Raw genomic sequence first — 23,555 nt, 5'->3', positions numbered from 1 at the left:
CACGTCAGCCCCCCGAGGTTCGTGCCCACCGCGATATCGACCATCTCTCCGGAAATGATTGACGAAAGCGCTTCTGCTCGCACCCTTGCGACTGATAGCCTACCTTTGTCAGAATCGCCAGAGCCGGTCGTGAACGATCAGAACGCTACAGAATCCGTCCGCATCCGCTTGATCAAGGCGGCGCTGGATGGCTTCCTCGCCGACGACTATCACTACGTCACGACCCGCCGCATTGCCCAATTCGCCAAGGAGAATGAGCATGACGTTCCAGATGAACGCAGGTGCCGTGCGCCGATTCGCCAAGGCCATGAGGTTCGGCGCCTGGCTTCAATCGATCACTGACAGGATGACGCCAGCCCCTTTCCGGCTGGTGCAGATCGGCTCGGCCTACTGGCAATCGAAAGCGCTCTACGTGGCGGCGAAGCTGGACCTGGCGACTGTCCTGGGAACGGCAACCCTGACGGCATCTGCGCTGGCCAGCCGGGTCGACGCCAATGAAGATGCGCTCGGACGCCTGATGCGACTGCTTGCAGCCATGGGCATCTTCGAGGAAACGGCCCCGATGGTCTTCCGCAACAACAAGCTCTCCCGGTGCCTGACGCGCGACGATCCCAAAAGCGTCCGGGCCATGATCCTGATGCACAACTCGGAAACCATGAGCCGCCCATGGTTCGAGCAACTGGAGGCCGGCATCCGCAGCGGCACGCCACCGTTTCAACTCAGCCACGGCGAGGACCTGTTCGATTACCTGGATCATCATGCCGAGTTCGACCAGCTTTTCTCGGAAGCCATGAACAGCGTCGAGGCACTGGCTGGCGACGGCTTCGCCACGGATCTGGATTGGGGCCGGTTCGACCGCATCATCGACGTTGGCGGATCACGGGGCACCAAGTCGCTGGCGATCCTGCGACGCCATCCAAGGTTGGCGGCACTGATCGTGGATCGGCCCCAGGTCATCGAGGAAGCCCGACGCTACTGGGCAGAGCACCATGCGGATGGCCTCGAACGCCTGCAATTTCAGGCTGCGAACCTGTTTGAAAGCCTGCCTGCGGCTGGTCCGAAGGATGTCTACCTGTACTCGGCCGTCCTGCATGGCTTTGACGACCCTGCCTGCGTGCAGGCATTGCTACGGCTCCGCGAAGCCATCGGCAACAGCGGCGCCCGCGCGGCAATCCTGGAGATCGTTGTGCCTGAAAAAAACGCCGACATCTCCAGCGCATCGTTCGACATGCAGATGTTCGTCGGCAGCCGGGGGCGCGAACGCACCTTGACCGAATGGAAGGCAATCATTCAAGCCGGCGGCCTGGCGCTTGAAGAGGTCGTGCGTCTCCGGTCGCTCGGGAGCATTCTGGTGTTGCGTGCGGGGTGAAGTGGACGGTTGCGTTGAGAACGTTGAAAGAGCGTTGAGTTGGTGCCTTTGGGTCGTGAAGCGACAAGCAAGGGCTACTGGCCCAGATCAATCACGCTGCAAGGTGAGCCGGGGCCGGCGCCGCTGACCGGCGCGCAAGGTGCCGGGCGCGACGCCCTGCCACCGCATGAAGGCCTTGTTAAAGCCGGCCTGTGTCTTGAACCCCAATGCCCGCGCGACATCTCCAAGCGGCATGTCCGTATTGGCCAGCAGCCGTCGCGCCAGCGTATCGCGCTCCTCGTCCAGCAGTTGGGCAAACGAGGTGCCGTGATCCTGCAAGTGGCGATGCAACGTAAAGCGGTGAACCGCGAACAGCGCGGCCAGCCGCGGTGCAGTGCATTCGCCCAGCAGCATCAGATCGCGGATTGCATGCCGAACCTGCCCAAGGAAATCCGGCGCGACATGCGACTCCAGTTCGCCCAGGTAGCGCACCACTGAGGACTCCACCGCCTCGCCTGCCACACCCCCGACGCCGCATCGTTGCTCGAGCGTGGCGGCCGGAAACACGAATTCGTCGCGCGGCTGGCCGAAGCGGACATCGGAACCGAAGTGTGCCGCATACGGGCCAAGCTCCAACGGCGGCGGCCGCGACAAGGACACAGCCGCCGGCATCCAGAGCTTGCCGAGAACCAGACGGAACAACTGGAGGTTGGCCGCCAGGTAGGCCGTCAGCAGCGCTTCACGGCCAGCAAAGGCGCCGTCGATTTCAATCGAGAAGACGGCGTAGCCATCGCGCACGGTCAGCGCCGTGTTGATGCCCCGGTACCAGATCCGACCATAGCGCAGCAGGCCCTCCGCGGCATCGCGCACGCTCCGCGAGGACAGCAGCAGCAGGCGCAGCGGGCCCGCGTTTTCCATATTGGCGCGCGCGCCGACCTGCACTGCGAGATGGGGCCGGCCGGTCGCGTCGGCCGCATCTGCCAGGATGCGGCCGCATACCTGTAGCGCCAGGGGTGCCATGGGTTCATGCAGCGACGCGAGCCTGATCCCATGACGCTCCAGGATCGGCCAGGGATCGTCGCCCTGCGCCTGAAGTACTTCGACCACCCGCGCAAGCGTGCCAACTGGCACGGAGCGGCTCTCGGGCTTCAAGGTTCGGGTTTTCACCAGATGTGATCGTCAGATAAAAAATAGTGACGGAAGGATAAACGCAGGATCGGACAGCTGTCCAGAATACCTGCACCGCCCCCACTGCAAAGGGCTTCACCTTCAGGAGACTATTCATGCATTTTCTCGACGACAGCCTGCTTCCCGAGAACCAGGAAAAGCTGGTGATCCAGGTCGCGCCCTACGGCCCCCAGTTTCTGCCATCCGACTCGGACGACATTCCGGTGAGCATGGATGCTCAGATTCAGAAGGCCATCGATTGCTATAACGCCGGCGCCACAGTGCTTCATGTGCATGTGCGCGAGGCAGACGGCAAGGGCTCCAAGCGCCTGTCGATGTTCAACGAGATGCTGGCCCGTCTGCGTGACGCCGTTCCGGACATGGTGCTGCAGGTCGGCGGCTCGATCTCGTTTGCGCCGGAGGGCGAAGGCAAGGCCGCCGAGTGGCTGGACTATGACAGTCGCCATATGCTGGCCGAACTGGACCCCAGGCCGGACCAGGTGACCATTGCGATCAACACCAGCCAGATGAATATCTGCGAGATGCTGACCGCCGACGACGTCAAAGGCACCATCCTCGAGAAGTCTGAATACTTCAAGGCATACAGCGAGATGGTGGTCGACGCCAAGCCGTCGTTCTTCATCGAGCACCTGGAGCGCCTGAGCCGGGCCGGAATCCAGCCGCACTTCATGCTCGGTCACGTGGCCCAATTGGAGACCGTTGAGCGCCTGATCCGCAAGGGCCTGTATCGCGGCCCGCTGATCCTGAACTATGTCGCCATCGGCGGCGGCGCGGCCGGCCTGCACCCTGCTGACATGATCGAGTTCGCGCGCCGCACGCCGGACGGCGCCGTGCTGACGATCGAGAGCGCCATGCGCGCGGTGCTGCCGATGAACGCCATGGCGATCGCGCTGGGGCTGCATGTGCGCGTGGGCATCGAGGACAACCTGTGGGGCCGCAAAGGCGAACGCATGACCTCGGTGCAGCAGATCGAGCAGACCGTGCGCCTGGCGCGCGAGCTGGGCCGCGACGTAGCCAACGGTACGGAAGCGCGCCGCATCTACAAGATCGACGAGTGGTACGACAGCGCCGACGAGACCATCCGCCAGCTGGGCATGGCGCCGAACCGCAAACCGGGCCAGCGCGGCTTCACGGTGCCGGGCAGCGTCTGAGCACAGCCATGCCGCCACGTCACGCGCGGCGCCCCGGCTGCGCGTGATGTTCTGGTGTTGACCTCCGAATACAGTTTCCGGCAGAGACCAATCATGAAGCTGAGCAACAAGATCGCCTTGGTGACGGGCGTTGGCCCGGGCCTGGGCCAGGGCATCGCGGTGGCACTGGCACGCGCAGGCGCCGACCTGGTGATTTGCGACATCAACCCGGCGTCGCTGGCCGCCGCACGCGAGGCGGTCCTCGCCGAGGGCCGCCGCTGCCTTTCCGTCGCTTGCGACGTGTCGTCGAGCCAGCAAGTGGCCGACATGTTTGCGCAGGCGCGCGAGGCCTTTGGCACGGTACATATCCTTGTCAACAATGCCGCGCTGACCCCCAACCGCCCGGTGGATACCGAGCGCCGCAACCAGCTCTATGCGTACCTGCAAACGCCGGTGCCACGCGCATCGCTCGGCTTCACCAGCGAGATCACCGACGAAGAATGGCTGCGATATTGGGGCGTAAACGTGCATGGGACCTTCTATTGCACCCGAGAAGCACTCCGGCTGATGCAGCCGCAACGCTACGGCCGCATCGTCAATATCGCCTCGATCGCCGGGATCTCGTCAAAGAGCGCGCACAGCCCGCACTACAGCGCCACCAAGGGCGCCGTGGTGGCCTTCACGCGCTCCGTGGCGCTGGAAGTGGCCGGGGCGAACATCTATGTCAACGCGATGGCACCTGGCGGCGTCGCGACACCGGCCTTCAACGAGTATCTGGAAAGGATCGGCGAGGACGGCCGCAACCGGCTCTGGCAAGGCTGCCCGGCGGGCCGCTTCGGCACCGTGGAGGAGTACGCCGCAACCGTGCTGCACCTCGCCAGTGACGAGCACTACCTCGTAGGCCAGGTCATCAGCCCAAATGGCGGCTCGGTGATCTGAGGCCGCCCTCAGACTTAGAAAACCATGCAACTCAATCTATTTCCACACTACAAGGCGCTGCGCGATACCGGCGTGCTCGGCAGCGAGCTCGATCCGCTGACTGACTGGGATCCCAACTGGATCGCTGGCTGGGTCGCACTGGCGCGCGATGCGCAAGCTGACGATGTGCTTGACCCCAAGCTGGTCGCGCTAATCCGCCTGAATCTCGATGTCACCGCCACCCACCTGTACAAGCCGGGTGTGTCCCGCCACGTGCGCGAGGCCATCCGCCTGGGCGCCACCCGCGCCGAGATCCTGGAAGTGTTCAAGCTGGCCAGCGTGGTCGGCATCCACGCCTGCGCGGTTGGCGTGCCGGCGCTGGCCGAGGAGCTGGCGCGCGCCGGCATTCCCGATGACCCCGTGGCGCCCGGCGCCACGCCGGTGTGCGACGCGGTGCGTGCCAACGGCATGTTCAATCCGCTGTGGGAGACGCTCTATCGCTGGGATCCACAGTACCTTGAAAAATTCCTGGCAATGGGCTTCGGCCTGTGGAAGGACAACATCCTGCCGCCGCTGTGGATCGAGTTTCTCTGCATCGCCGGCGATGCCGCGATCACCCACATGTACGGCCACGGCACCCAGCGGCATATCGAAGCCGCGCTGCGGCTCGGCGCCACGCGCGCGCAGATCCTGGCGGTACTGAAGATCGTCAGCCTGCAAGGCATCGAAGCCTGCGAACTCGCGGTACCGATGCTCGACCGCGCCATGCGGGAAACCGCGGCTTGACCCCCGGGGCCGGATCTGCCGGCCTCTTCCCGCAAAGTCCAGGAGTACGCCGTGCATCCCTTCGCCCCCACTGCAGGCAATACCGCATCGCTCCATCAGGATGCCGACACGCTTGCCGCCATCTATCGCAAGATCATGTGGCGGCTGCTGCCGTTCCTGTTCGTTGCCTACGTGCTGAACACGATCGACCGCATCAACATCTCGTTCGCCAAGCTACGCATGGCCAGCGACCTTGGACTATCGGACGCCGCCTATGGCATCGGCGCGGCGGCCTTTTTCGCCGGGTACATCCTGTTCGAGGTGCCAAGCAACCTGTATATGCAGAAGATCGGCGCGCGCCTGACCATCACACGCATCATGCTGCTGTGGGGCCTCGTGACGATCGCCACCAGCCAGGTCAGCTCGCCGGATGCGCTTTACGTCGCGCGCTTCCTGCTCGGCGTGGCCGAGGCAGGCTTCTTTCCGGGCGTCATCCTCTACCTGACCTACTGGTTCCCGGCGCAGCGCCGCGGACGGATCACCTCACTGTTCCTGATGTCTGGCACCTTCGCCGGAATGATCAGCGGCCCGCTGGCCGCGGCGATCATGCTCCACCTGGACGGATGGATGGGACTGCGCGACTGGCAGGCGCTGTTTGTGGTGGAAGGCATCCCCGCGATGCTGCTCGCCCTCGTCGCGTATCGCTTCCTCGACGACGGTCCGACACAGGCGACTTGGCTCAGTCCGACAGAAAAGGCGCTGCTCGCCAGCGATCTTGGCAAAGAGGTCCACGCACAACAACACGGCGGTATCAAAGCCCTGCTCAAGGATCCACGCATCTACATGATCGGCCTGACCTTTCTTTCGATCTATGCCAGCACCAATACCATCGCGTACTGGATGCCCACGCTGATCCAGGGCTTTGGTGAGACCCAGGTGACACGCATCGGCTGGATCTCCACGCTGCCCTATGTACTCGGACTGGTGACGATGTACCTGCTGGCACGCAGCTCGGATCGCCATCTGGAACGGCGCTGGCACGTCGCGGGCTGTCTCCTGGTGGCAGCAGCCAGCTTCCTGCTGATGGGCATCGTGCGCGATCAACTGGTGCCTTCGGTGCTATGCATGACAATCGGCGCCGCTGCATGCCTGGCGGCGCTGCCGGTGTTCTGGACGATCCCGCCGGCATATCTCGGCGGCACGCAGGCGCCTGCCGGCATCGCCTTTGTCAGCAGCCTTGGGGGCGTGGCGGCCCTGCTGAGCCCAATCGCGGTGGGCGCGATCAAGACCCGCACCGGAGACCTTTATCTCGCGTTCGACCTGCTTGCTGTACTGCTGGCAGTGGGAGCGGTCGTTCTGTTGCTTGCGTTGCCGGCCCGGCTGCTGGGGCGCAGCCGCCAGCCTGGCGACGGGGCCGGCCAAGCCTAGCCAATGCAGCCCAACACACATAGTCCGCTGATTGAGGAGCTGGGAGGTGCCGCCCAGCGCCTCATCGCGGTGGGCAGAAGCGGGCTGCGGTTCGGCCGTTCAGCCGGAGACGGCCAAATGCCCGCGAGGAGTCGCGGATTCAACTGGTCAACGCCTTCACCGATTCGAGATGTTTCGCGACGGCAGCGCGGAACCTGCTCTCGTTGGCCCCTGGACAATGGGCAGAAACAAGGTCGATCCGAAGCCGCTGGTGAAGACCGCATCCGAGGTCATCCGCCGGCACGAGCAGCAACTGCACGCACAGCTCAACAAGCAAGTCTCGATCGAGATCGCCTCGCAGCTCGTGAACGTCAGGCTGGCGATCACGCCAGACGAATTCGAGCCATTCGGCACACTGACGGCCATTGATGCATTCGGGGACGTTCTCGCAAGCGTCAATGTACAACCGGACTTTCGTTTGACAACGGAAAGCGCTACAAGATGGGCGGGTGGCGGATTTGGTCAGATCCGGCATTGACGGGATAGCCAGCGTGGCCCAAAGCTGACCGGCCCCGGCTATCGTCCCCTTCAACGCTGGACTTGGGTCCGCCGCCCCACCTGCTCTGGCACCGTTCGCGCTACCGTGACCATATTCGACAGCGCAGCCTCCACCTCTGGCCAGGTACGGGTCTTGAGACCGCAATCCGGATTGACCCAGAGCCGCTTAATCGGCACGAACGCCGCAGCACGCCCTTCACCTGCCGAACGCGACACGATGCGGACTCGACGACGAAGAGCGCTTCCGGCGTTACTGGGCGCGCAGCGCCCTGGCAGCGGCAACCATGTTCGTCAGTGCCGGGATAACCTCCGCCCACTGGCGCGTCTTCAGGCCGCAGTCCGGGTTCACCCACAGTCGTTCGGCAGGCACGCGCTCTGCCGCCTTGCGCATCAGTTGCACGATGTGCTCCTGCGTCGGGATGTTCGGCGAGTGGATGTCGTACACGCCCGGGCCAATCTCGTTCGGATACTTGAAGTTGTCGAACGCGTCGAGCAGCTCCATATCTGAGCGCGACGTCTCGATCGTGATCACGTCGGCATCCATGTCGGCGATCGACGCGATGATGTCGTTGAACTCCGAATAGCACATGTGGGTGTGGATCTGCGTTTCGTCGCGCACGCCATTGGCCGTGACGCGGAACGATCCGACGGCCCAGTCCAGGTATTCCTTCCACTGCGCGCGACGCAGCGGCAGGCCTTCGCGCAGCGCGGCCTCGTCGATCTGGATCACATTGATGCCAGCACGCTCCAAGTCCAGCACTTCCTCGCGGATCGCCAGTGCGAGCTGGTAGCACGACACGGAACGCGGCTGGTCGTCACGCACGAATGACCAGTTCAGGATCGTCACGGGGCCGGTCAGCATGCCCTTCATCGGCTTGCTGGTCAGCGATTGCGCGTACTTGATCCATTCGACGGTCATGGCCTTCGGACGGCTGATGTCGCCGAACAGAATAGGCGGCTTCACGCAGCGCGAGCCGTACGACTGCACCCAGCCAAACTGACTGAATGCGTAGCCTTCGAGCTGCTCGCCGAAGTACTCGACCATGTCGTTGCGCTCGGCTTCGCCGTGGACCAGCACGTCAAGACCTAGCGCTTCCTGCTCGCGTACGCTGCGGGCGATCTCCGCCTCCATGGCGGTCTTGTAGCCGGCTTCATCCAGTGCGCCGGCCTTGTACTGGCTGCGCGCGTGGCGGATCTCGGTCGTTTGCGGGAACGAGCCAATCGTCGTAGTCGGAAATACCGGCAGCTTCAGGTGCGCAGCTTGTTTCGGCGCGCGTTCGCTATAGACATTCTGACGCTGACCTAGCGCGGCGTTGATACCAGCCACGGCCGCCTTGACGGCGGGGTTGTTCACACGCGGCGAAGCGCGACGTGCGTCGACGGCGACCTTGTTGGCGGCCAGCGCGTCCTTGACGCTGTCCCGGCCGTTGCGCAGGGCGCTGGCCAGCACTTGCAGTTCGTCGAGCTTTTGCAGCGCAAACGCCAGCCACGACTTCACGTCGGCATTGAGCTTCTGCTCGCTACCCAGATCCACCGGAACGTGTAGCAGCGAGCACGACGGCGCCACCCACAGGCGTTGGCCAAGCTGCTTCGCCAGCGGCTCCAGCCAGTCCAACACGCGGCCCAGGTCGGTCTTCCAGATGTTACGGCCGTTGATAACGCCCAGCGAAACCACGCGGTCGGCTGGCAACTTCGCGATGAGCGCCTCGACTTCGGCACGTGCGTTGATGGCATCCAGGTGCACGCCGGCCACCGGCAGTTCGGCCACCAGTGGCAGGTTTTCCTGCAACTGGCCGAAGTACGTGGCCAGCAGCAGCTTGGCCGGCGACTTGGCCAGCGCCAGGTAAGCCGTACGGAAGGCGTCGCGCCAGGCGTTCGACAGCTCGGTCACCAGCACCGGCTCGTCGATTTGCACCCACTCCACGCCCTGCGCGGCCAGGGCGACCAGCAGTTCCACATAAGCGGGCAACAGGCGCGGCAGCAGCGCCAGCTTGTCGGAATCGTCCTTGGCCTTGCCAAGCGCCAGGTAGGTCACCGGGCCCACGATCACCGGCTTGGCGGTGACACCCAGTGCGCGCGCTTCGCCAAGCTGGTCCAGCAGGCGCGATGGGTCCAGCTTGAACTCGGTGCTGGCCGAGAATTCCGGGACGATGTAATGGTAGTTGGTGTCGAACCACTTGGTCATCTCGCCGGCGGCCACGCCACCGCAGCACGCTGCATGCTCTTCGGCCGACTTGGCCGACTTGGCCGAGCGGCCACGGGCCACGCGGAAGTAGTTGTCCAGCGCATCGCCATGGAAGCCTTGCACGCGCTCGGGCAGGTTGCCGAGCGTGAAGCTCATGTCCAGCACCTGGTCGTAGAAAGCAAAGTCGCCTACCGGCACCAGATCCAGACCTTTCTGACTATTCCAGTGTCGTTGACGCAACTCGGCGGCTAGCCGCTTCAGTTCGTCGCGCGATGTTTCACCCTTCCAATAGGACTCCAGTGCGAATTTCAGTTCGCGCTTCGCGCCGATACGCGGAAAGCCGAGGTTGTGGATCGTGGTCATGGCGTCATCCGTATTCAAGTCGAAGCCGGATTGTAGGAACGGCATCACATGAAGTAAAATGATCGTTATTCAGAATTCAATGAATATCACTCATGCTTGAGCGCATTCATCTATCGATCCTCCGGGAAGTGGACCGCCAGGGTTCCCTGACTGCCGCCGCTTCCGTGCTCTGCCTGACGCAGTCGGCGCTTAGCCATGCCATGAAGAAGCTGGAACTGCAGCTTGGCACCGACATCTGGCTACGGGAGGGTCGTACGTTGCGGCTGACGCAGGCAGGGTCCTATCTGCTGGCGGTGGCGAACCGCGTGCTACCCCAGCTCGACCTGGCCGAAGAACGCGTCCGACAGTTCGCGCAGGGTGAACGTGGCACGCTGCGCATCGGCATGGAATGCCACCCGTGCTACCAGTGGCTGCTCAAGATCGTGTCGCCCTATCTGGCCAAATGGCCCGACGTGGATGTCGATGTGAAGCAAAAATTCCAGTTCGGCGGCATTGGCGCGTTGTTCGGGTATGAGATTGACATGCTCGTTACGCCCGACCCGCTCTACAAGCCGGGCCTGCATTTCGAGCCCGTGTTCGATTACGAGCAGGTGCTCGTCGTCGGCAAGGACCATCGCCTTGCTGGCCTGCCGTATGTGGATGCTGATGCACTGACCGATGAAGTGCTGATCACCTACCCGGTTGCAATCGATCGGCTCGATATCTACAACATGTTCCTGCAGCCGGCGGGCGTCACGCCCAAGCGCCACAAGACCATCGAGACGACCGACATCATGATGCAGATGGTGGCCAGCGGACGCGGCATTGCCGCACTGCCGCGCTGGCTAGTGGCCGAATACGCGCAGAAAATGGACGTCACGGCCGTTCGCCTGGGCGCCGACGGGGTCGCCAAACAGATCTTCCTGGGCGCACGCGAGGGCGACATCGACATCGACTACGTGAAGGCCTTTATCGAACTGGCCCGCCGCTCCGCGGACGTCGCCCCGAACTGAACCATCGCCATATCAGACACACGCCAGCCAATTCCCCTGCCCGACGGCCAGCGACGCCTACGACGAGATCCATGCCCAGGAGTCCAGCTAGGCCGACCTCTGGCGCTTCTATCTCTTTGTCCCCGAACAGGCACGTCAACACACGGCGTCGCTCGGACATCGCATGCTTGGCGTGCCAAGCGAGTTTTCGCGCTGAATGGCTCGCCCTGTCGTGCCGGCCTGTCAAGTTCCCTTGCCGGACGCAATCTCCGCTGTGAAGAGCTGGATCACGCTCGAAAAATCCAGGCCACCGCGTCCCGCGCGCTGATTCAGCGAGTACAGATTGCGCGCAAGCTCTCCAAGCGGCACAGTCGCGCCAGCCGACATTGCGGCGTCCACGGCGAGCCCCAGATCCTTCAGCATCAGGTCATTGCCGAACCCGCCGCTGTAACCACGTGAAGATGGCGCATTGTCAAGTACGCCGGGCCAGGGATTGCAGACCTCGGTGGCCCAACTCCGCCCGGTGCTGACGGCGATCATCTGCGACAGCCTGGCCGGGTCCAGGCCCTGCGAGACGCCAAGTGCCAACGCTTCGCCGGTAACGGCCATGATCACGCCAAGCGCCATGTTGTTGCAGAGCTTGGCCACCTGGCCCGCGCCCGATTCGCCCATATGGAAGATGTTCTTGCCCATGGCATCGAGCGCCGGCCGGCCCTTTGCCAACGCCGCCTCGCTACCGCCCACGATGAACGTCAGCGTCCCGGCGGCCGCACCAGCCGTTCCGCCCGAAACCGGAGCGTCGATCATGTCGATGCCTTTCTCGCGCGCGACATCCGCCACCCTGCGCGCCGACGCCGGCGCGATCGTGCTGCAGTCGATGATCAGCGCGCCCTGCGGCAGTTGCGTCAGCAGCCCCTCTGTGCCGAGAAAAAGCGACTCAACGTGGCGACTGTTTGGCAGCATCGAGATCACGATCCCGGCACCGTCCACCGCCGCCCGGACAGTGTCGGTAGTGGCCACCCCTTCGCTGCGCACGCGCGCCAGCGCTTCCGTGCTCAGGTCGAAGGCGGTCACTGAGAAGCCGGCGCGATGCAAATTCAGCGCCATGGGGGCGCCCATGTTGCCCAGCCCGATGAATGCGATACGTGTGCTGCGGGTCATGTCGTTGTCTCCTGAATCAGCTCAGATCAGCCAGTGGATGCACGCCGCCATGGCGCGGCGCAAGGTGCGCGTCGACAAGCTCGGCCGTGACGGCATCCAGCGTGGCCGGCTGCCAGCGCGGTTGCTTGTCCTTGTCGATCAACAGGGCGCGGATGCCTTCTGGAAAATCCTGGTGCACACAACAGCCTATCGACGCCTGCCATTCCATGCGAAAGACCTCGGCCAGGGTCATGCGCCGCGCGCGTTGCTGCGTGGCGAATGTCAGCGCAAGCGAGGTGGGCGACGCACCGGCGACCGCGCGACCAGCCTTGGCCAGCCAGGGATCCGGGTCTTCGGCAAGAGCCCGCAGGCGCGTGACGATCTGCACCAGATCGTCACCGTCAACCAGACCGGCAATCCGTGCTGCATGCTCGCGCAACGGCGACGGCGGCAATTCCTGACCGTCCCCGAGCATGGCAAGCAGCCCGTCGATACGGTTGGCATCGGCTTGCGCATCCCCGTGCCAGCATGCCTGCGCGATCGACTCCAGCAGCATGCCGCGTTGCCCGGCATGCACAGCGTGCGTGGCAAGGCCTACGTAGCGCGCATCGCCGGCATTCAGCGATGCCCCCGTCAGTCCCAGGAACATCCCAATATGGCCGGGCATCCTGGACAGCACCCAGCTACCACCGACATCGGGATAGAGGCCAATTCCAACCTCGGGCATCGCCATGCGCGAAGTCGGAGTCGCCACGCGGTGGGAGGCGCCGGCAAGCAGCCCAATGCCGCCTCCCATAACGATGCCCGTTGCCCAGCAGATCACTGGCTTCGGATAGCGGTGGATGCGATAGTCCATTCGGTATTCGCGGGCGAAGAACGCGGCCGCATCGGCGGGCACGTTGCCCGCCCCGGCGTTCTGCATCGACCGGTATAGCCCGACGATATCGCCACCGGCGCAGAAGGCCTTGTCGCCTGCCGCGTCGATGATGACGCCCACCACCTTCGGATCCACCGCCCAGCGCTCCAGTTGCGGATCGATGTGCTCGACCATGGCCATGGTCAGTGCGTTCAGGCTGTCCGGCGCATCGAGCGTGACGCGGCCGAACAGATGGCCACTTGCGGTCCACAGCGTGCCGATGCGCACCGGTACGTCGTGATGCATTTTTTCCGTCACCGGATCACCTCCGTCGCGTTGTCCTGAAGCAGGCGTCGGGCGACGATCACGCGCATGATCTCGTTCGTGCCTTCCAGTATCTGGTGCACGCGCGCGTCGCGCAGCAAGCGTTCCAGCGGATACTCGCGGATGTAGCCATATCCGCCGTGGATCTGCAGCGCCTCGTTGCAGACATTGAAGCCGACGTCCGTGGCAAGCCGCTTCGCCATCGCGCAGTACACCGATGCCTCGGCATCGCCCGCATCAAGCTTCGACGCGGCCAGACGCACGATCTGACGGGCCGCTACCAGTTCGGTGGCCATGTCTGCCAGCTTGAACTGCAGTACCTGAAAATCCGCCAGCGGCTTGCCGAACTGCTGTCGTTCATGCATGTACCGATGCGCGGCGCGCAGCGCGCCTTGTGCGGCGCCGATCGAACAGGTGGCGATGTTGATGCGACCACCATCCAGCCCCTTCATGGCGATCTTGAAACCGCTGCCGATTTCGCCCAGCAGGTTGGCAGCCGGCACCCGCACGTTGTCGAAGCTGATGGTTCGGGTGGGCTGGCTGTTCCAGCCCATCTTCGCTTCCTTCTTGCCATAGTGAATACCAGGACTGTCCGCCGGCACCAGCAATGCCGAGATGCCCGCTGCCCCGGAGCCACCCGTTCTGGCCATCAGCACCAATACGTCGGTTTCGCCCGCGCCCGAGATGAACGCCTTGCTGCCGTTGACGACGAGACCTTCCGCGTCCATACGCGCGGTGGTCCGCAACGACGCCGCGTCCGAACCCGAGCCTGGCTCGGTCAGGCAGTACGACGCCAGCGCCTGGCCGCTGGCGAGCCTGGGGCCCCACTGCGAGGCAAGCTCCCGGGAACCAAACGTCGTCACCATCCACGTCGCCATGTTGTGGATCGTGACAAAGCCGGCAGTGGATGGACAGACGCTGGCCAGTTCCTCGAAGACAATCGTCGCATCGAGCCTGGACAGGCCGACCCCACCGTGCTCGACAGGCGTGTAGAGTCCGCAGAAGCCAAGCTCGCCAGACTTGCGGATCGTGTCGCGCGGAAAGTGCCGCATTTCGTCCCACTCGCCGGCGTAAGGTGCGAACTCCTGGTCCGCAAACTGACGCGCCGTGTGCTGGAAGGCGAGCTGGTCCTCGTTGAGATCGAAATCCATCGCTCGCTCCTGGCCTATTGCAGGCGGATCGTCGTGTTGACGCCGGTGGTCACGTCATCCTCGAACCAGCGCGACGTAATGGTCTTGGTCTGCGTGTAGAACAGCACCACCTGCTTGCCGTAGGGCCCGAGGTCGCCCAGCTTGGACGCGCGGGACCCGGTGAACGAGAACAGCGGCACCGGGACCGGGATCGGCACATTGACGCCCACTTGGCCCACATCGATCTCTTCCTCGAACTTGCGCGCCGCCGCGCCGGATTGCGTGAAGATCGCCACGCCATTGCCGTTGGGATTGGCGTTGACCAGCGCGATGGCGTCGTCTAGCGACTCGACACTTACCAAGGACAACACGGGACCAAACACTTCCTGGTCGTAGATCTCCATACCGGGGCGGACACCCGAAAAGATGGTCGGCGCGATGTAATTGCCCTCGGCCAGGCCGCCAGGAAGCTCCGGCATGCGTCCGTCGAGTTCCAGCGTCGCGCCTTCCGCCACCCCCTGGGCGATGAGCCCTTCGATACGCGCCTTGGCACTGCGGGAGATAACGGGCCCGACATCGGGATTGTTTTGCCCGGGGCCCACCTTGAGCGACCGGGCCTTGGCTGCCAGGTCCGGCAACCAGCGATTGGCCTCACCGACCAGCACGACGACAGACACCGCCATGCAACGCTGCCCTGCCGCACCGAATGCGGCGCCAGCCAGCGCGTTGAGCGTCTGCTCCTTGTGAGCGTCGGGCAGCACGATGGCGTGGTTCTTCGCCCCCATCATGCATTGCACGCGTTTGCCCGCCAGCGATGCGCGCTCATACACATGTGTGCCAACCCTGGTCGAGCCAACGAACGAGATTGCCTTGATGTCCGGGTGATCGCAGATGGCGTTCACAACATCGGCGGCGCCATGCACGACGTTGAGCACCCCCTTCGGGACGCCCGCCTCCAGCGCCAGTTCCACCAGTTGCATCGTCACCATCGGGTCCTGCTCCGAGGGCTTCAGCACGAACGTATTGCCGCAGGCAATTGCCATGGGGAACATCCACAGCGGAATCATCGCCGGGAAATTGAACGGCGTGATGCCCGCACAGACACCCAGCGGTTGCAGGCGCGTGTAGGTGTCGACGCCCGCGGCCACGTTGTTGGCCAGTTCGCCCAGTTGCAGGTTGCCGATGGCGGCGGCGTGCTCCACCACTTCCAGGCCGCGGAACACATCGCCCTCCGCGTCCGCCAGCGTCTTGCCTTGCTCGGCTGTGAGCGTGGCAGCCAGGGATTTCATATTGGCGCGAATCAGTTCCTGGTACTTCAGGAAGATGCGCGCGCGGGCGCCGATCGGCGTTTTCTTCCATGCGGGGAACGCTGCCTGCGCTGCTCCAACGGCAGCGGCTATTTCGTCCGCCGTGGCCATCGGCACACGAGCCAATACCTGCTGGTTTGCAGGATTCACAACGTCCCGCCATTCGGATGTCCGGGACTGGACGAACTCACCATTGATCAACAAGGGAATACGGGGAATGTCAGCGGCAGCCATAGCGTCTCCAAGGTCACTCGACATGATCGAAAATCTCAAGCAGAATCTACCCGCAACCTTCACAGATTCACACAAGCTACTGAAGTAAAAGAGAAAATCTGTGAATTGCTTCGCATCTCCTCGATTAAATTTGTGAAGATTGTGAAATGACGAAATCCCGGAAGATCTTTGTCGGCGCGCGCGTGCGAAGGCTCCGCGAACAGCGCGAGTGGAGCCAGATGGCGTTGGCCGGACGGCTATCGCTATCACTTAGCTATGTCAGCCAGATCGAGAACAACCAGCGCCCCGTGACCGCTGCGGTACTGCTCAAACTGGCCGAAGTGTTTGGCGGCGACGTCGCCCAGTTCTCGGAAGACAAGGATCAGCGGCAACTGGCGGAGCTGGATGCCGCGCTGAAGGACCGCACGGTCTGGTCAGGCGCCATCGGCCCCGCCGCTTTACAGCGCATGAGCGAGCACGCGCCGGATCTTGTCGACGCGTTCCTGAGCCTTTACGCCAGGCATGGCCGCTTGCAGGACGAATACGCCCAGACGGTCGATCGTTTCTATGGCGATCTCGATCCCGGCACGACATCCGAGGCGGTACGCCGCATGGGAGCACCGTTACCGCATGAGGAGGTCCGGGATCATTTCAACCGGCAGAACAACTATCTGGACGCCCTCGATGTATTGGCCGAGGATCTGGCGGGTTCGGCGGCCTTGGTACCGGGCGCACGCAGCGGGCCGCTGCAGCGCTTGCTGCGACAGGATTTCGGCGTCACCGTGGTGGAGCAGTCCGATGGCGAGGCTTGGCTGCGCCGCTTCGACCCCACCCGTAAGCGGATGACCATCCGGGCCGGGCTCAGCGACGCCCAGCAGGCGTTCCAGCTCGCCACCCAATACGCCCCGCTCAGGCATGGCGACATCATCGATACGGAAATCCGCCAGGCCGCGTTTGCGGATGCGTCCACGCAGGAACTGGTGCGCCAGGGGCTATCGCACTATTTCGCGGGCGCGATGCTGCTGCCATATGCCGACTTTCTCGATGCGGCACGACGGGTGCGCTATGACATCGAACTCCTGCAGCAACAGTTCCAGGTCAGCATCGAAACGGTTTGCCATCGGCTTTCCACGCTGCAGCGGCCCCATGCGCGCGGCGTACCGTTCTACTTTGTCCGGCTGGACCAGGCCGGCAATATCTCGAAGCGCCAGAGCGCGACCTCGTTCCACTTCGCCCGCCACGGCGGCGCATGTCCGCTCTGGCATGTCCACGAAGCGTTTGCCCAGCCCGGCCGCATCCTGACTCAGGTCGCCGAAATGCCGGACGGCATCCGCTACTTCGGCATCGCCAGGACGATCGAACGGGGCGGCGGCGGCTTTCGGGCCAGGCGCAAGCTTTTCGCCGTGGGTCTTGGATGCGAGCTCGCGCACGCACGCGAGCTCGTCTACGCCGATCATATCGACATCGATCATCCGTCGGACGTTGCACCGATTGGTCCCGGTTGCCGCGTCTGCCCCAGGCAGGATTGCGTGCAGCGCGCATTTCCGCCTGCGGGCAAATCCATCGTGATCGACAGCAACACGGAATCGCTGGTGTCCTATCGGTTTGCGAAGGATTGACCCGAAGCCGGCGCAGAATTCCGCCGCCACGGCCCCAAAAAAGTCGATTCCGATCGGCGCGCTCTGACGGAGCGTTAGTCAGGGTCCCCGCCAGACGCTTGCTAGTGCCGCGCCATCCGAAGCGCCGGCCCGTTCTCCAGTGTGTCTGGATATAGCAGTGCAAGGCCAGTCTGCGCGCCATCAGTTCCTGGTGTGTGCTGCGAGGCGTCAGGTCAGATTGCTTCAGGCGCAGGCTTCGACCTCCGAACAGCCTGAGGCTCACAGCCGAGTAGGTCAGGTTCAGCACGCCGACGTGGGCTGTCAACGCCCTGCTGACTGACCAGCTGAGCGACGCCGACAGGGATATCGCTGAAGCACTCACATGATCCAAATTCATGAATATGTGAGTTTTAACCATTTTACTTCATGGTTATCTGTCGATAGCATCCGCTCCTATTGTTTGTTTGCATTCTCCCAGGCCGAGTTGGTGCTGCAGCGCTACACCAGTGGTCGCGCGCGTGATGCGGTTGACGTTGGCGAGGGCTGGGCGGATGCCGACCAGGCTGTGCCCGAGCTGGCTCAGCGCATGAGACTGCCCCGTGGCCGACATGGCGCATGGACCGAGCGTATGCCATTGCAGCAGTTGGTTTGCACCGTCCTTAACGGGATGGCGGCAAACAGCGAGCAACGGCGGCGGCCCGCTGTGAATGCGCGCTCTCGGCTTGGTCAATGCGCTTGCATCGGTACGCATCGCGTCTCCCGGCACCGCGCAGATCCATCCATATGAAAACAAAGATGACACTTCCACTCCGCGTAGTAGCGGTCTCCGGTGGGCTGCAACGCCCCTCCAAGTCTGCGGCTCTGACAGAGCACCTGCTGGACCTGATCGCTGAAGAAGTCCCGTGCGAGCAACGGCTGGTCGAGTTGGGTCAACTCGCGCCGCAGCTTGCTGGCGCGGTCTGGCGCTCTCAAATGTCCGACACGGTGGAGCGAGAGCTTGCGGCGGTCGAGCAAGCCGACGTCCTGGTGGTGGCAACACCGGTCTTCCGCGGCTCTTACTCGGGCCTGTTCAAGCATTTCTTCGACTTCATTGATCAGGACGCCTTGATCGACAAGCCGGTCTTGTTGGCTGCCACCGGCGGCAGCGAGCGCCATGCCCTGATGATCGACCACCAGTTGCGGCCACTGTTCAGCTTCTTCCAGGCACGTACCTTGCCGTTGGGTGTCTACGCCACCGACAAGGATTTCGTCGACTACCGCCTGCAGAACGAGGCCCTTATCCAGCGGGCCAGACTCGCGGTCCAGCGGGCATTGCCGTTGGTCGAATTGACGCGCCAGACAAGATCCGCCAACGCCGAGGAAATGGTCGCGGCCTGAAACAAGGGCGTAACGGGCACGAAACAAATTCAAATATTCTCTCGGAAACCAGGGCATCAGATCGCTATGAGCAAAGATTTCACATTTGGCATCAAGAGTATTCGTTTCGATGAAGATTACCAACCATCTGACAATACGCGCATAACAACCAACTTTGCCAATCTGGCCCGAGGACAGAGTCGCCAAGAGAATCTGCGCAACACCCTGAGGATGATTGACAATCGCTTCAATAACCTGGCGCATTGGGATAATCCGACAGGTGATCGATATTCTGTCGAGCTCGAAATCGTTTCTGTGGAGATGAATATTGATGCCGCCGGCGGCGATGTATTTCCGTTGATCGAGATACTGAAAACAAACATCATCGACAAGCAAACCAACGAACGCATCGATGGTATTGCGGGAAATAACTTCTCCTCTTACGTGCGAGATTACGACTTCAGCGTTTTGCTGCCCGAGCACAATCATGACAAATCCACGTTTAGCATCCCGGACAACTTCGGTGATTTGCATGGAAAGCTATTCAAGCACTTTGTGAACTCAAGCGTTTACAAAAATCGCTTCGGTAAGCCGCCGGTTATCTGTATCAGCGCTTCCAGCAGCAAGATTTACCATCGAACTGAAAATCATCACCCCATACTGGGCGTCGAATATCAGCAGAGCGAATTATCCTCGACCGATCAATATTTCGAGAAGATGGGGATGCAGGTTCGCTTCTTTATGCCGCCGAACAGTGTTGCGCCTTTGGCTTTTTACTTCCTCGGCGATCTGCTCGGTGACTACACCAATCTTGAGCTTATCGGCACCATCAGCACGATGGAGACGTTTCAGAGAATTTATCGGCCGGAGATTTACAACGCCAATTCTGCAGCGGGAAAACTCTATCAGCCGAGCCTGAAGAACAAGGATTATTCCCTGACGCAGATTGTCTACGATCGGGTAGAACGTAGCGAACTAGCTGTCAAGCAGGGAAAATTCACGGAAGAACACTTCATCAAGCCGTACAGAAGAGTTCTTGAACAATGGGCTAACAATTACGCTCTCTGACCAACCAAAAAAATACGAGATCATCTGTTATGAAAAAGCTATTGCCTACCTCAACTGCTGGCAGCTTGCCCAAACCTTCCTGGCTTGCTCAACCTGAAAAGCTCTGGTCGCCCTGGAAGCTACAAGACGAGGAATTGGTCGAAGGCAAACAAGATGCGTTGCGTTTGTCGCTGCAAGAACAACAGCACGCGGGCATTGATATCGTTAGTGATGGCGAGCAAACGCGCCAGCATTTCGTCACCACGTTTATCGAGCACCTTAGCGGGGTCGATTTTGAGAAACGTGAGACCGTCAGAATTCGCGATCGCTATGACGCGAGTGTGCCGACCGTGGTTGGCGCCGTGAGTCGCCCAAGGCCTGTGTTTGTTGAAGACGCCAAGTTCCTGCGTCAGCAAACCAGGCAGCCCATCAAATGGGCCCTGCCGGGACCCATGACCATGATCGATACGCTCTACGATAGCCACTACAAGAGCCGCGAGAAGCTAGCCTGGGAATTCGCCAAGATCCTCAATCAGGAAGCCAAGGAGTTGGAGGCTGCCGGCGTCGACATCATCCAGTTTGATGAGCCCGCGTTCAACGTCTTCTTTGACGAGGTGAATGACTGGGGAATCGCCACCTTGGAGCGAGCAATCGAAGGCCTCAAGTGTGAAACGGCCGTACATATTTGCTACGGCTACGGCATCAAGGCCAATACCGATTGGAAGCAGACGCTGGGGTCCGAGTGGCGCCAATATGAAGAATCTTTCCCCAAGCTGCAGAAGTCCAATATCGATATTGTCTCGCTGGAGTGCCACAACTCTCACGTTCCGATTGATCTGATTGAACTCATTCGTGGCAAGAAAGTGATGGTTGGAGCCATCGATGTCGCGACCAATACCATTGAAACGCCGGAAGAAGTAGCAAATACCCTACGGAAGGCGCTTCAATTTGTAGATGCAGACAAGCTGTATCCTTGCACCAACTGTGGTATGGCGCCCTTACCTCGTCGAGTAGCAAGAGGCAAACTGAATGCTCTCAGTGCAGGCGCAGATATCATCCGAGGAGAACTCTCGAGCTAGTGCTGAGCTAAGGTCGTAAATGGTGCGGAGGCATTGAAGCCGTAGTTTGACGGCCGTGAATTGGGCTGCGGCCAGTCCAATGGACACCGCCCAATGTTTCATCGCGCGGAACTGACTCGTTCACAGTGAGTTCCGCCCCTCCCTCCACGACAATCCCATCGCCTGCGCCTGCTGATCTGGCTCAGTGGTCAGATATCCCGACGTCGGTGCGCCGGTATCGTGCAATTTGCGCGATGGCTACAAAGGCGCCGGTCACACGGCGCGACCGGTTCCTCCAGGGATGACTGAAGCTGCCGCCGTATGCCGAGCCCGTTCCTCAGAATAGCTGAACCTTGATCCCGTGTTTGCGCACAAAAGGGGATGCCGCCAGCTTCTGTTCTCACCAGGCGGGAAGCAACATACCTCCGTATGCGGCCTCATCTTGAGGCACCTTGCGATACCTCTCGTCGCTCCCGCCACAACTCTCAATGACCGAGAGGGGTCGCGGATTCAGCCGGTCAACGCCTTCACTACGCTACGGAATTCGGATTGAGAGCGAAGACAGCGCACTGATGTGCTGCCCGCCCTCCAAGGTAGTTGCTACACGATCTCTACCCCCCTTGCAGTCAATGCGTCATACACTGTATATTTATACAGTATTTTGATTACGCACCCCGGCCCGCAACGACGAACCGGCTCCCCCAATTCCGTGACGACCATTTCCATGTCCCAAGACGACTCCGCCCTTTTGGACGACGACACTTCTCAAATCCATGAGCCCCGGCTTTGGCGAGACAAAGGCTGGACGGCGAAGGTGGTGAAGAACGAGGACGGCGAGGGGTGGGCCGTCGAGATGTTCCGCGACGGCAGCGCGGAACCTGCCCTCGTTGGCCCATGGACAATGGGCAGAAACAAGGTCGATCCGAAACCGCTCGACGCTACCGCGCACCAGACATTGGTGAAGACGGCATCCGAGGTCATCCGCCGGCACGAGCAGCAATTGCACGCGCAGCTCAACAAGCAAGTCTCCATCGAGATCGCCTCGCAGCTCGTGAATGTCAGGTTAGCGATCACGCCAGACGAATTCGAGCCATTCGGCACACTGACCGCCATTGATGCATTCGGGGACGTTCTCGCAAGCGTCAATGTGCAACCGGACTTTCGTTTGACGACGGAAAGCGCAACAAGATGGGCGGATGGCGGATTTGGTCAGATCCGGCATTGATGGGTAACCAGAGCCGCCCAAAGCCGACCGCCGGCCATTCGACGACATTGCCGGCCACAGGCTGCGGATGCGCGTCCGTGAACTGCGAGGCAGGCGGGTAACGGACGGATGCCTGTAGTCAGGTCGATGACCGCCTGTTTAGGTGGCGGTCAGCTTCCGGGTATATCGGGTTTTGAAGGCCCCGCTCGAGATTAATTTGATGTTCAATCGGCGCGGGTGGCAGGACAAGAGACCAGAGTTGGACTCGTACCAACACAATGCAGACTTCAGGGAACGTGGCTACCTAGAGTTCAAGCAACCTGGGGAACCAATCACGGTTCGTGTGACATCGACCGCGGGATTGGATAGAGAATTTGATGCACTACCCGTAAATTCCCACAACGGAACGACCATGGGTCGTGCTCTGGTCCCCACCGAAAACTACAACTCCACCCACCGCTTGGTATGGCCACCAGAATCTGTGACAGTACCTGGAGGAGCATTACCTAGTGGAGTCTCGGACTTGACTATCTCGGTTGTCGACGTTGGCCAAACACTAGTCGGGGAGAGCATTACGGTGATCGTCGGCGCACCCGTCAAGTTGAAGCAGGTTGCACCGGGCTACGGCTGGCTTTGGTGGCTCCACTTCTGGCCGGTCTTTGCGACGCTTCTTGCCATTTACTGCTGCGTGCTGTGCTGGCGCAGCTATCTGGCGGCGCGCAAGTAGGACTTCTGGCTCTGCCCCGCCACTCAAATGTCCGATTTTGGTTATGGACCGGTCTCTGCCATAGGGTTGCCCAAGGGGTCAGACGGGTCGCTCAAAGCCAGTGGGGCTCGGACGTTAGGCATTCAGTGAGAGACGGTCGCAGTGGCGCTGATGAAGCGGCTCCGCGAGGAGAACGGCGATTATCGTTCCGGCACGCTACAACAGGTCTACCGCGCCGTGATCGTCGCAATGGTCGCCGTGTGGATGGTGAAGATGACCATTGACCAGGTAGTCAATGTGATCGCCGTGTGGCACCGCTTCGTGCCCGCATCCGGGGCCGTGAACATGCCCGGGCTCGTGCCCCCCACAGTTGTGGTCCGGCGTGCATCGGTCGGGATTCTTCGCACTGACTTCAAGTCGGTGCTCGTCGACATGGCCCGCATGTGGATGGTGCAGATGGCCGTCATGCAGAAAATCGACGTGCCCGTTGTGCCGGATTGCCGTATGGCCACAGTTCATGCCATGCCGGTGATGATGATGGGCATGGTGCGGCAGGTCGCAAGTGCTCATGCCTGACTCCCTTCCGATAAAAGGTTGCCGCGCGGTTCAGCGGCAACTGGCTTGCCTGCCAACCATAATAGACGAGCGAATGGCCTGCCATCCCGACGCCCTTGAGCCGCCGCCGAAGCCACACTCAAGACCTGCGTATCAGCATCGATCGATGGGCACTTGCGACGATGTGGAGCCTTGCTCACCTGTCTGGCGATCCAACTGACAAGCTGA

General features: G+C 61.8%; 22 protein-coding genes and 1 pseudogene. 15 read left to right on the top strand and 8 right to left on the bottom strand.

Annotated features, from left to right (window positions below; genetic code table 11):
* Positions 1-129 precede the first annotated feature (129 nt).
* The gene (locus K6G35_RS24040; protein ID WP_286881944.1) at positions 130-342 is read left to right on the top strand and encodes a hypothetical protein; all 213 of its coding nucleotides are present in this window, start codon (positions 130-132) and stop codon (positions 340-342) included.
* Positions 260-1,369 (top strand): methyltransferase, encoded by a 1,110-nt coding sequence (locus K6G35_RS24035; RefSeq protein ID WP_454040392.1) that lies wholly within the window; start codon positions 260-262, stop codon positions 1,367-1,369. The genes K6G35_RS24040 and K6G35_RS24035 overlap by 83 nt, the downstream gene beginning before the upstream one ends.
* Positions 1,370-1,456: 87 nt before the next feature.
* Here K6G35_RS24035 and K6G35_RS24030 read toward each other — a convergent pair whose 3' ends face one another.
* On the bottom strand, positions 1,457-2,515 hold the full coding sequence (locus tag K6G35_RS24030; protein ID WP_495676446.1) for an AraC family transcriptional regulator: 1,059 nt from the start codon (positions 2,513-2,515) through the stop codon (positions 1,457-1,459).
* A gap of 116 nt (positions 2,516-2,631) precedes the next feature.
* Between K6G35_RS24030 and K6G35_RS24025 the strand changes: the two genes are divergently transcribed.
* From K6G35_RS24025 to K6G35_RS24005, 5 genes and pseudogenes are all read left to right on the top strand, one after another.
* Positions 2,632-3,687 (top strand): beta-keto acid cleavage family enzyme, encoded by a 1,056-nt coding sequence (locus tag K6G35_RS24025; RefSeq protein WP_495676445.1) that lies wholly within the window; start codon positions 2,632-2,634, stop codon positions 3,685-3,687.
* Between the two features lie 93 nt (positions 3,688-3,780).
* Complete coding sequence (locus K6G35_RS24020) at positions 3,781-4,605, top strand: SDR family NAD(P)-dependent oxidoreductase (RefSeq protein ID WP_495676444.1); 825 nt, start codon at positions 3,781-3,783, stop codon at positions 4,603-4,605.
* Between the two features lie 24 nt (positions 4,606-4,629).
* The gene (locus K6G35_RS24015) at positions 4,630-5,370 is read left to right on the top strand and encodes a carboxymuconolactone decarboxylase family protein (RefSeq protein ID WP_186426677.1); all 741 of its coding nucleotides are present in this window, start codon (positions 4,630-4,632) and stop codon (positions 5,368-5,370) included.
* 51 nt (positions 5,371-5,421) lie between these two features.
* Positions 5,422-6,777 (top strand): MFS transporter, encoded by a 1,356-nt coding sequence (locus tag K6G35_RS24010; protein ID WP_495676443.1) that lies wholly within the window; start codon positions 5,422-5,424, stop codon positions 6,775-6,777.
* Positions 6,778-6,943: 166 nt separating this feature from the next.
* A pseudogene (locus K6G35_RS24005) lies at positions 6,944-7,294 on the top strand (hypothetical protein); the annotation flags it as partial.
* Between the two features lie 50 nt (positions 7,295-7,344).
* Here the strand turns inward: K6G35_RS24005 and K6G35_RS24000 are convergent.
* Both K6G35_RS24000 and metE read right to left on the bottom strand, forming a co-directional pair.
* Positions 7,345-7,530, bottom strand: a complete 186-nt coding sequence (locus K6G35_RS24000) for a hypothetical protein (protein WP_160172206.1) — start codon at positions 7,528-7,530, stop codon at positions 7,345-7,347.
* Between the two features lie 34 nt (positions 7,531-7,564).
* Positions 7,565-9,862, bottom strand: a complete 2,298-nt coding sequence (gene metE, locus K6G35_RS23995) for a 5-methyltetrahydropteroyltriglutamate--homocysteine S-methyltransferase (protein WP_495676442.1) — start codon at positions 9,860-9,862, stop codon at positions 7,565-7,567.
* A 92-nt stretch (positions 9,863-9,954) separates the two neighbouring features.
* Between metE and K6G35_RS23990 the strand changes: the two genes are divergently transcribed.
* Positions 9,955-10,854, top strand: coding sequence for a LysR family transcriptional regulator (locus tag K6G35_RS23990; RefSeq protein WP_008652016.1), 900 nt, complete (start codon positions 9,955-9,957; stop codon positions 10,852-10,854).
* 222 nt (positions 10,855-11,076) lie between these two features.
* On the opposite strand, the gene mmsB is transcribed toward K6G35_RS23990, so the two are convergent.
* The 4 genes from mmsB to K6G35_RS23970 form a co-directional block, all read right to left on the bottom strand.
* Positions 11,077-11,940, bottom strand: a complete 864-nt coding sequence (mmsB, locus tag K6G35_RS23985) for a 3-hydroxyisobutyrate dehydrogenase (RefSeq protein WP_495677127.1) — start codon at positions 11,938-11,940, stop codon at positions 11,077-11,079.
* Positions 11,941-12,010: 70 nt separating this feature from the next.
* Positions 12,011-13,135, bottom strand: coding sequence for an enoyl-CoA hydratase/isomerase family protein (locus K6G35_RS23980; RefSeq protein ID WP_495676441.1), 1,125 nt, complete (start codon positions 13,133-13,135; stop codon positions 12,011-12,013).
* Positions 13,136-13,143: 8 nt separating this feature from the next.
* The gene (locus K6G35_RS23975; protein ID WP_495676440.1) at positions 13,144-14,304 is read right to left on the bottom strand and encodes an acyl-CoA dehydrogenase family protein; all 1,161 of its coding nucleotides are present in this window, start codon (positions 14,302-14,304) and stop codon (positions 13,144-13,146) included.
* Positions 14,305-14,318: 14 nt separating this feature from the next.
* A complete protein-coding gene (locus K6G35_RS23970; protein ID WP_495676439.1) occupies positions 14,319-15,824 on the bottom strand; it encodes a CoA-acylating methylmalonate-semialdehyde dehydrogenase in 1,506 nt (501 codons plus the stop codon).
* A 146-nt stretch (positions 15,825-15,970) separates the two neighbouring features.
* Between K6G35_RS23970 and K6G35_RS23965 the strand changes: the two genes are divergently transcribed.
* The 7 genes from K6G35_RS23965 (at position 15,971) to K6G35_RS23935 (ending at position 22,793) form a co-directional block, all read left to right on the top strand.
* Positions 15,971-17,422, top strand: a complete 1,452-nt coding sequence (locus K6G35_RS23965) for a short-chain fatty acyl-CoA regulator family protein (protein WP_495676438.1) — start codon at positions 15,971-15,973, stop codon at positions 17,420-17,422.
* Between the two features lie 361 nt (positions 17,423-17,783).
* Positions 17,784-18,188, top strand: a complete 405-nt coding sequence (locus tag K6G35_RS23960) for a hypothetical protein (protein WP_495676437.1) — start codon at positions 17,784-17,786, stop codon at positions 18,186-18,188.
* An 8-nt stretch (positions 18,189-18,196) separates the two neighbouring features.
* The gene (msuE, locus tag K6G35_RS23955; protein WP_008652026.1) at positions 18,197-18,778 is read left to right on the top strand and encodes an FMN reductase; all 582 of its coding nucleotides are present in this window, start codon (positions 18,197-18,199) and stop codon (positions 18,776-18,778) included.
* A 66-nt stretch (positions 18,779-18,844) separates the two neighbouring features.
* The gene (locus K6G35_RS23950) at positions 18,845-19,825 is read left to right on the top strand and encodes a DUF1852 domain-containing protein (protein WP_008652028.1); all 981 of its coding nucleotides are present in this window, start codon (positions 18,845-18,847) and stop codon (positions 19,823-19,825) included.
* A 29-nt stretch (positions 19,826-19,854) separates the two neighbouring features.
* Complete coding sequence (locus K6G35_RS23945) at positions 19,855-20,883, top strand: methionine synthase (RefSeq protein WP_286881933.1); 1,029 nt, start codon at positions 19,855-19,857, stop codon at positions 20,881-20,883.
* A gap of 703 nt (positions 20,884-21,586) precedes the next feature.
* Positions 21,587-22,087 (top strand): hypothetical protein, encoded by a 501-nt coding sequence (locus K6G35_RS23940; protein WP_008652030.1) that lies wholly within the window; start codon positions 21,587-21,589, stop codon positions 22,085-22,087.
* A 502-nt stretch (positions 22,088-22,589) separates the two neighbouring features.
* Entirely contained in the window at positions 22,590-22,793 is a 204-nt protein-coding gene (locus K6G35_RS23935; RefSeq protein ID WP_152415105.1) for a hypothetical protein, read from the top strand.
* 195 nt (positions 22,794-22,988) lie between these two features.
* Here the strand turns inward: K6G35_RS23935 and K6G35_RS23930 are convergent, their stop codons facing one another.
* The gene (locus K6G35_RS23930; RefSeq protein WP_080709836.1) at positions 22,989-23,342 is read right to left on the bottom strand and encodes a hypothetical protein; all 354 of its coding nucleotides are present in this window, start codon (positions 23,340-23,342) and stop codon (positions 22,989-22,991) included.
* Between the last annotated feature and the right edge of the window lie 213 nt (positions 23,343-23,555).

Source organism: Cupriavidus sp. HY129 (assembly GCF_059492215.1).
The sequence above is the reverse complement of the archived record's forward strand: the minus strand, read 5'-3'. Positions and strand labels throughout refer to the sequence as shown.

Bases quoted from the DNA above. Each gene is read 5' to 3' on its own strand.
- K6G35_RS23950 (WP_008652028.1), top strand. From the start codon at position 18,845: ATGAGCAAAGATTTCACATTTGGCATCAAGAGTATTCGTTTCGATGAA.
- K6G35_RS24035 (WP_454040392.1), top strand. From the start codon at position 260: ATGACGTTCCAGATGAACGCAGGTGCCGTGCGCCGATTCGCCAAGGCC.
- mmsB (WP_495677127.1), bottom strand. From the start codon at position 11,940: ATGGCGCTGAATTTGCATCGCGCCGGCTTCTCAGTGACCGCCTTCGAC.
- K6G35_RS23970 (WP_495676439.1), bottom strand. From the start codon at position 15,824: ATGGCTGCCGCTGACATTCCCCGTATTCCCTTGTTGATCAATGGTGAG.
- K6G35_RS24015 (WP_186426677.1), top strand. From the start codon at position 4,630: ATGCAACTCAATCTATTTCCACACTACAAGGCGCTGCGCGATACCGGC.
- K6G35_RS23945 (WP_286881933.1), top strand. From the start codon at position 19,855: ATGAAAAAGCTATTGCCTACCTCAACTGCTGGCAGCTTGCCCAAACCT.
- K6G35_RS23980 (WP_495676441.1), bottom strand. From the start codon at position 13,135: ATGCATCACGACGTACCGGTGCGCATCGGCACGCTGTGGACCGCAAGT.
- msuE (WP_008652026.1), top strand. From the start codon at position 18,197: ATGACACTTCCACTCCGCGTAGTAGCGGTCTCCGGTGGGCTGCAACGC.
- K6G35_RS23990 (WP_008652016.1), top strand. From the start codon at position 9,955: ATGCTTGAGCGCATTCATCTATCGATCCTCCGGGAAGTGGACCGCCAG.
- K6G35_RS24020 (WP_495676444.1), top strand. From the start codon at position 3,781: ATGAAGCTGAGCAACAAGATCGCCTTGGTGACGGGCGTTGGCCCGGGC.
- K6G35_RS23965 (WP_495676438.1), top strand. From the start codon at position 15,971: ATGACGAAATCCCGGAAGATCTTTGTCGGCGCGCGCGTGCGAAGGCTC.
- K6G35_RS23975 (WP_495676440.1), bottom strand. From the start codon at position 14,304: ATGGATTTCGATCTCAACGAGGACCAGCTCGCCTTCCAGCACACGGCG.
- K6G35_RS24025 (WP_495676445.1), top strand. From the start codon at position 2,632: ATGCATTTTCTCGACGACAGCCTGCTTCCCGAGAACCAGGAAAAGCTG.
- K6G35_RS23940 (WP_008652030.1), top strand. From the start codon at position 21,587: ATGTCCCAAGACGACTCCGCCCTTTTGGACGACGACACTTCTCAAATC.
- K6G35_RS23930 (WP_080709836.1), bottom strand. From the start codon at position 23,342: ATGAGCACTTGCGACCTGCCGCACCATGCCCATCATCATCACCGGCAT.
- metE (WP_495676442.1), bottom strand. From the start codon at position 9,862: ATGACCACGATCCACAACCTCGGCTTTCCGCGTATCGGCGCGAAGCGC.
- K6G35_RS23960 (WP_495676437.1), top strand. From the start codon at position 17,784: ATGATCCAAATTCATGAATATGTGAGTTTTAACCATTTTACTTCATGG.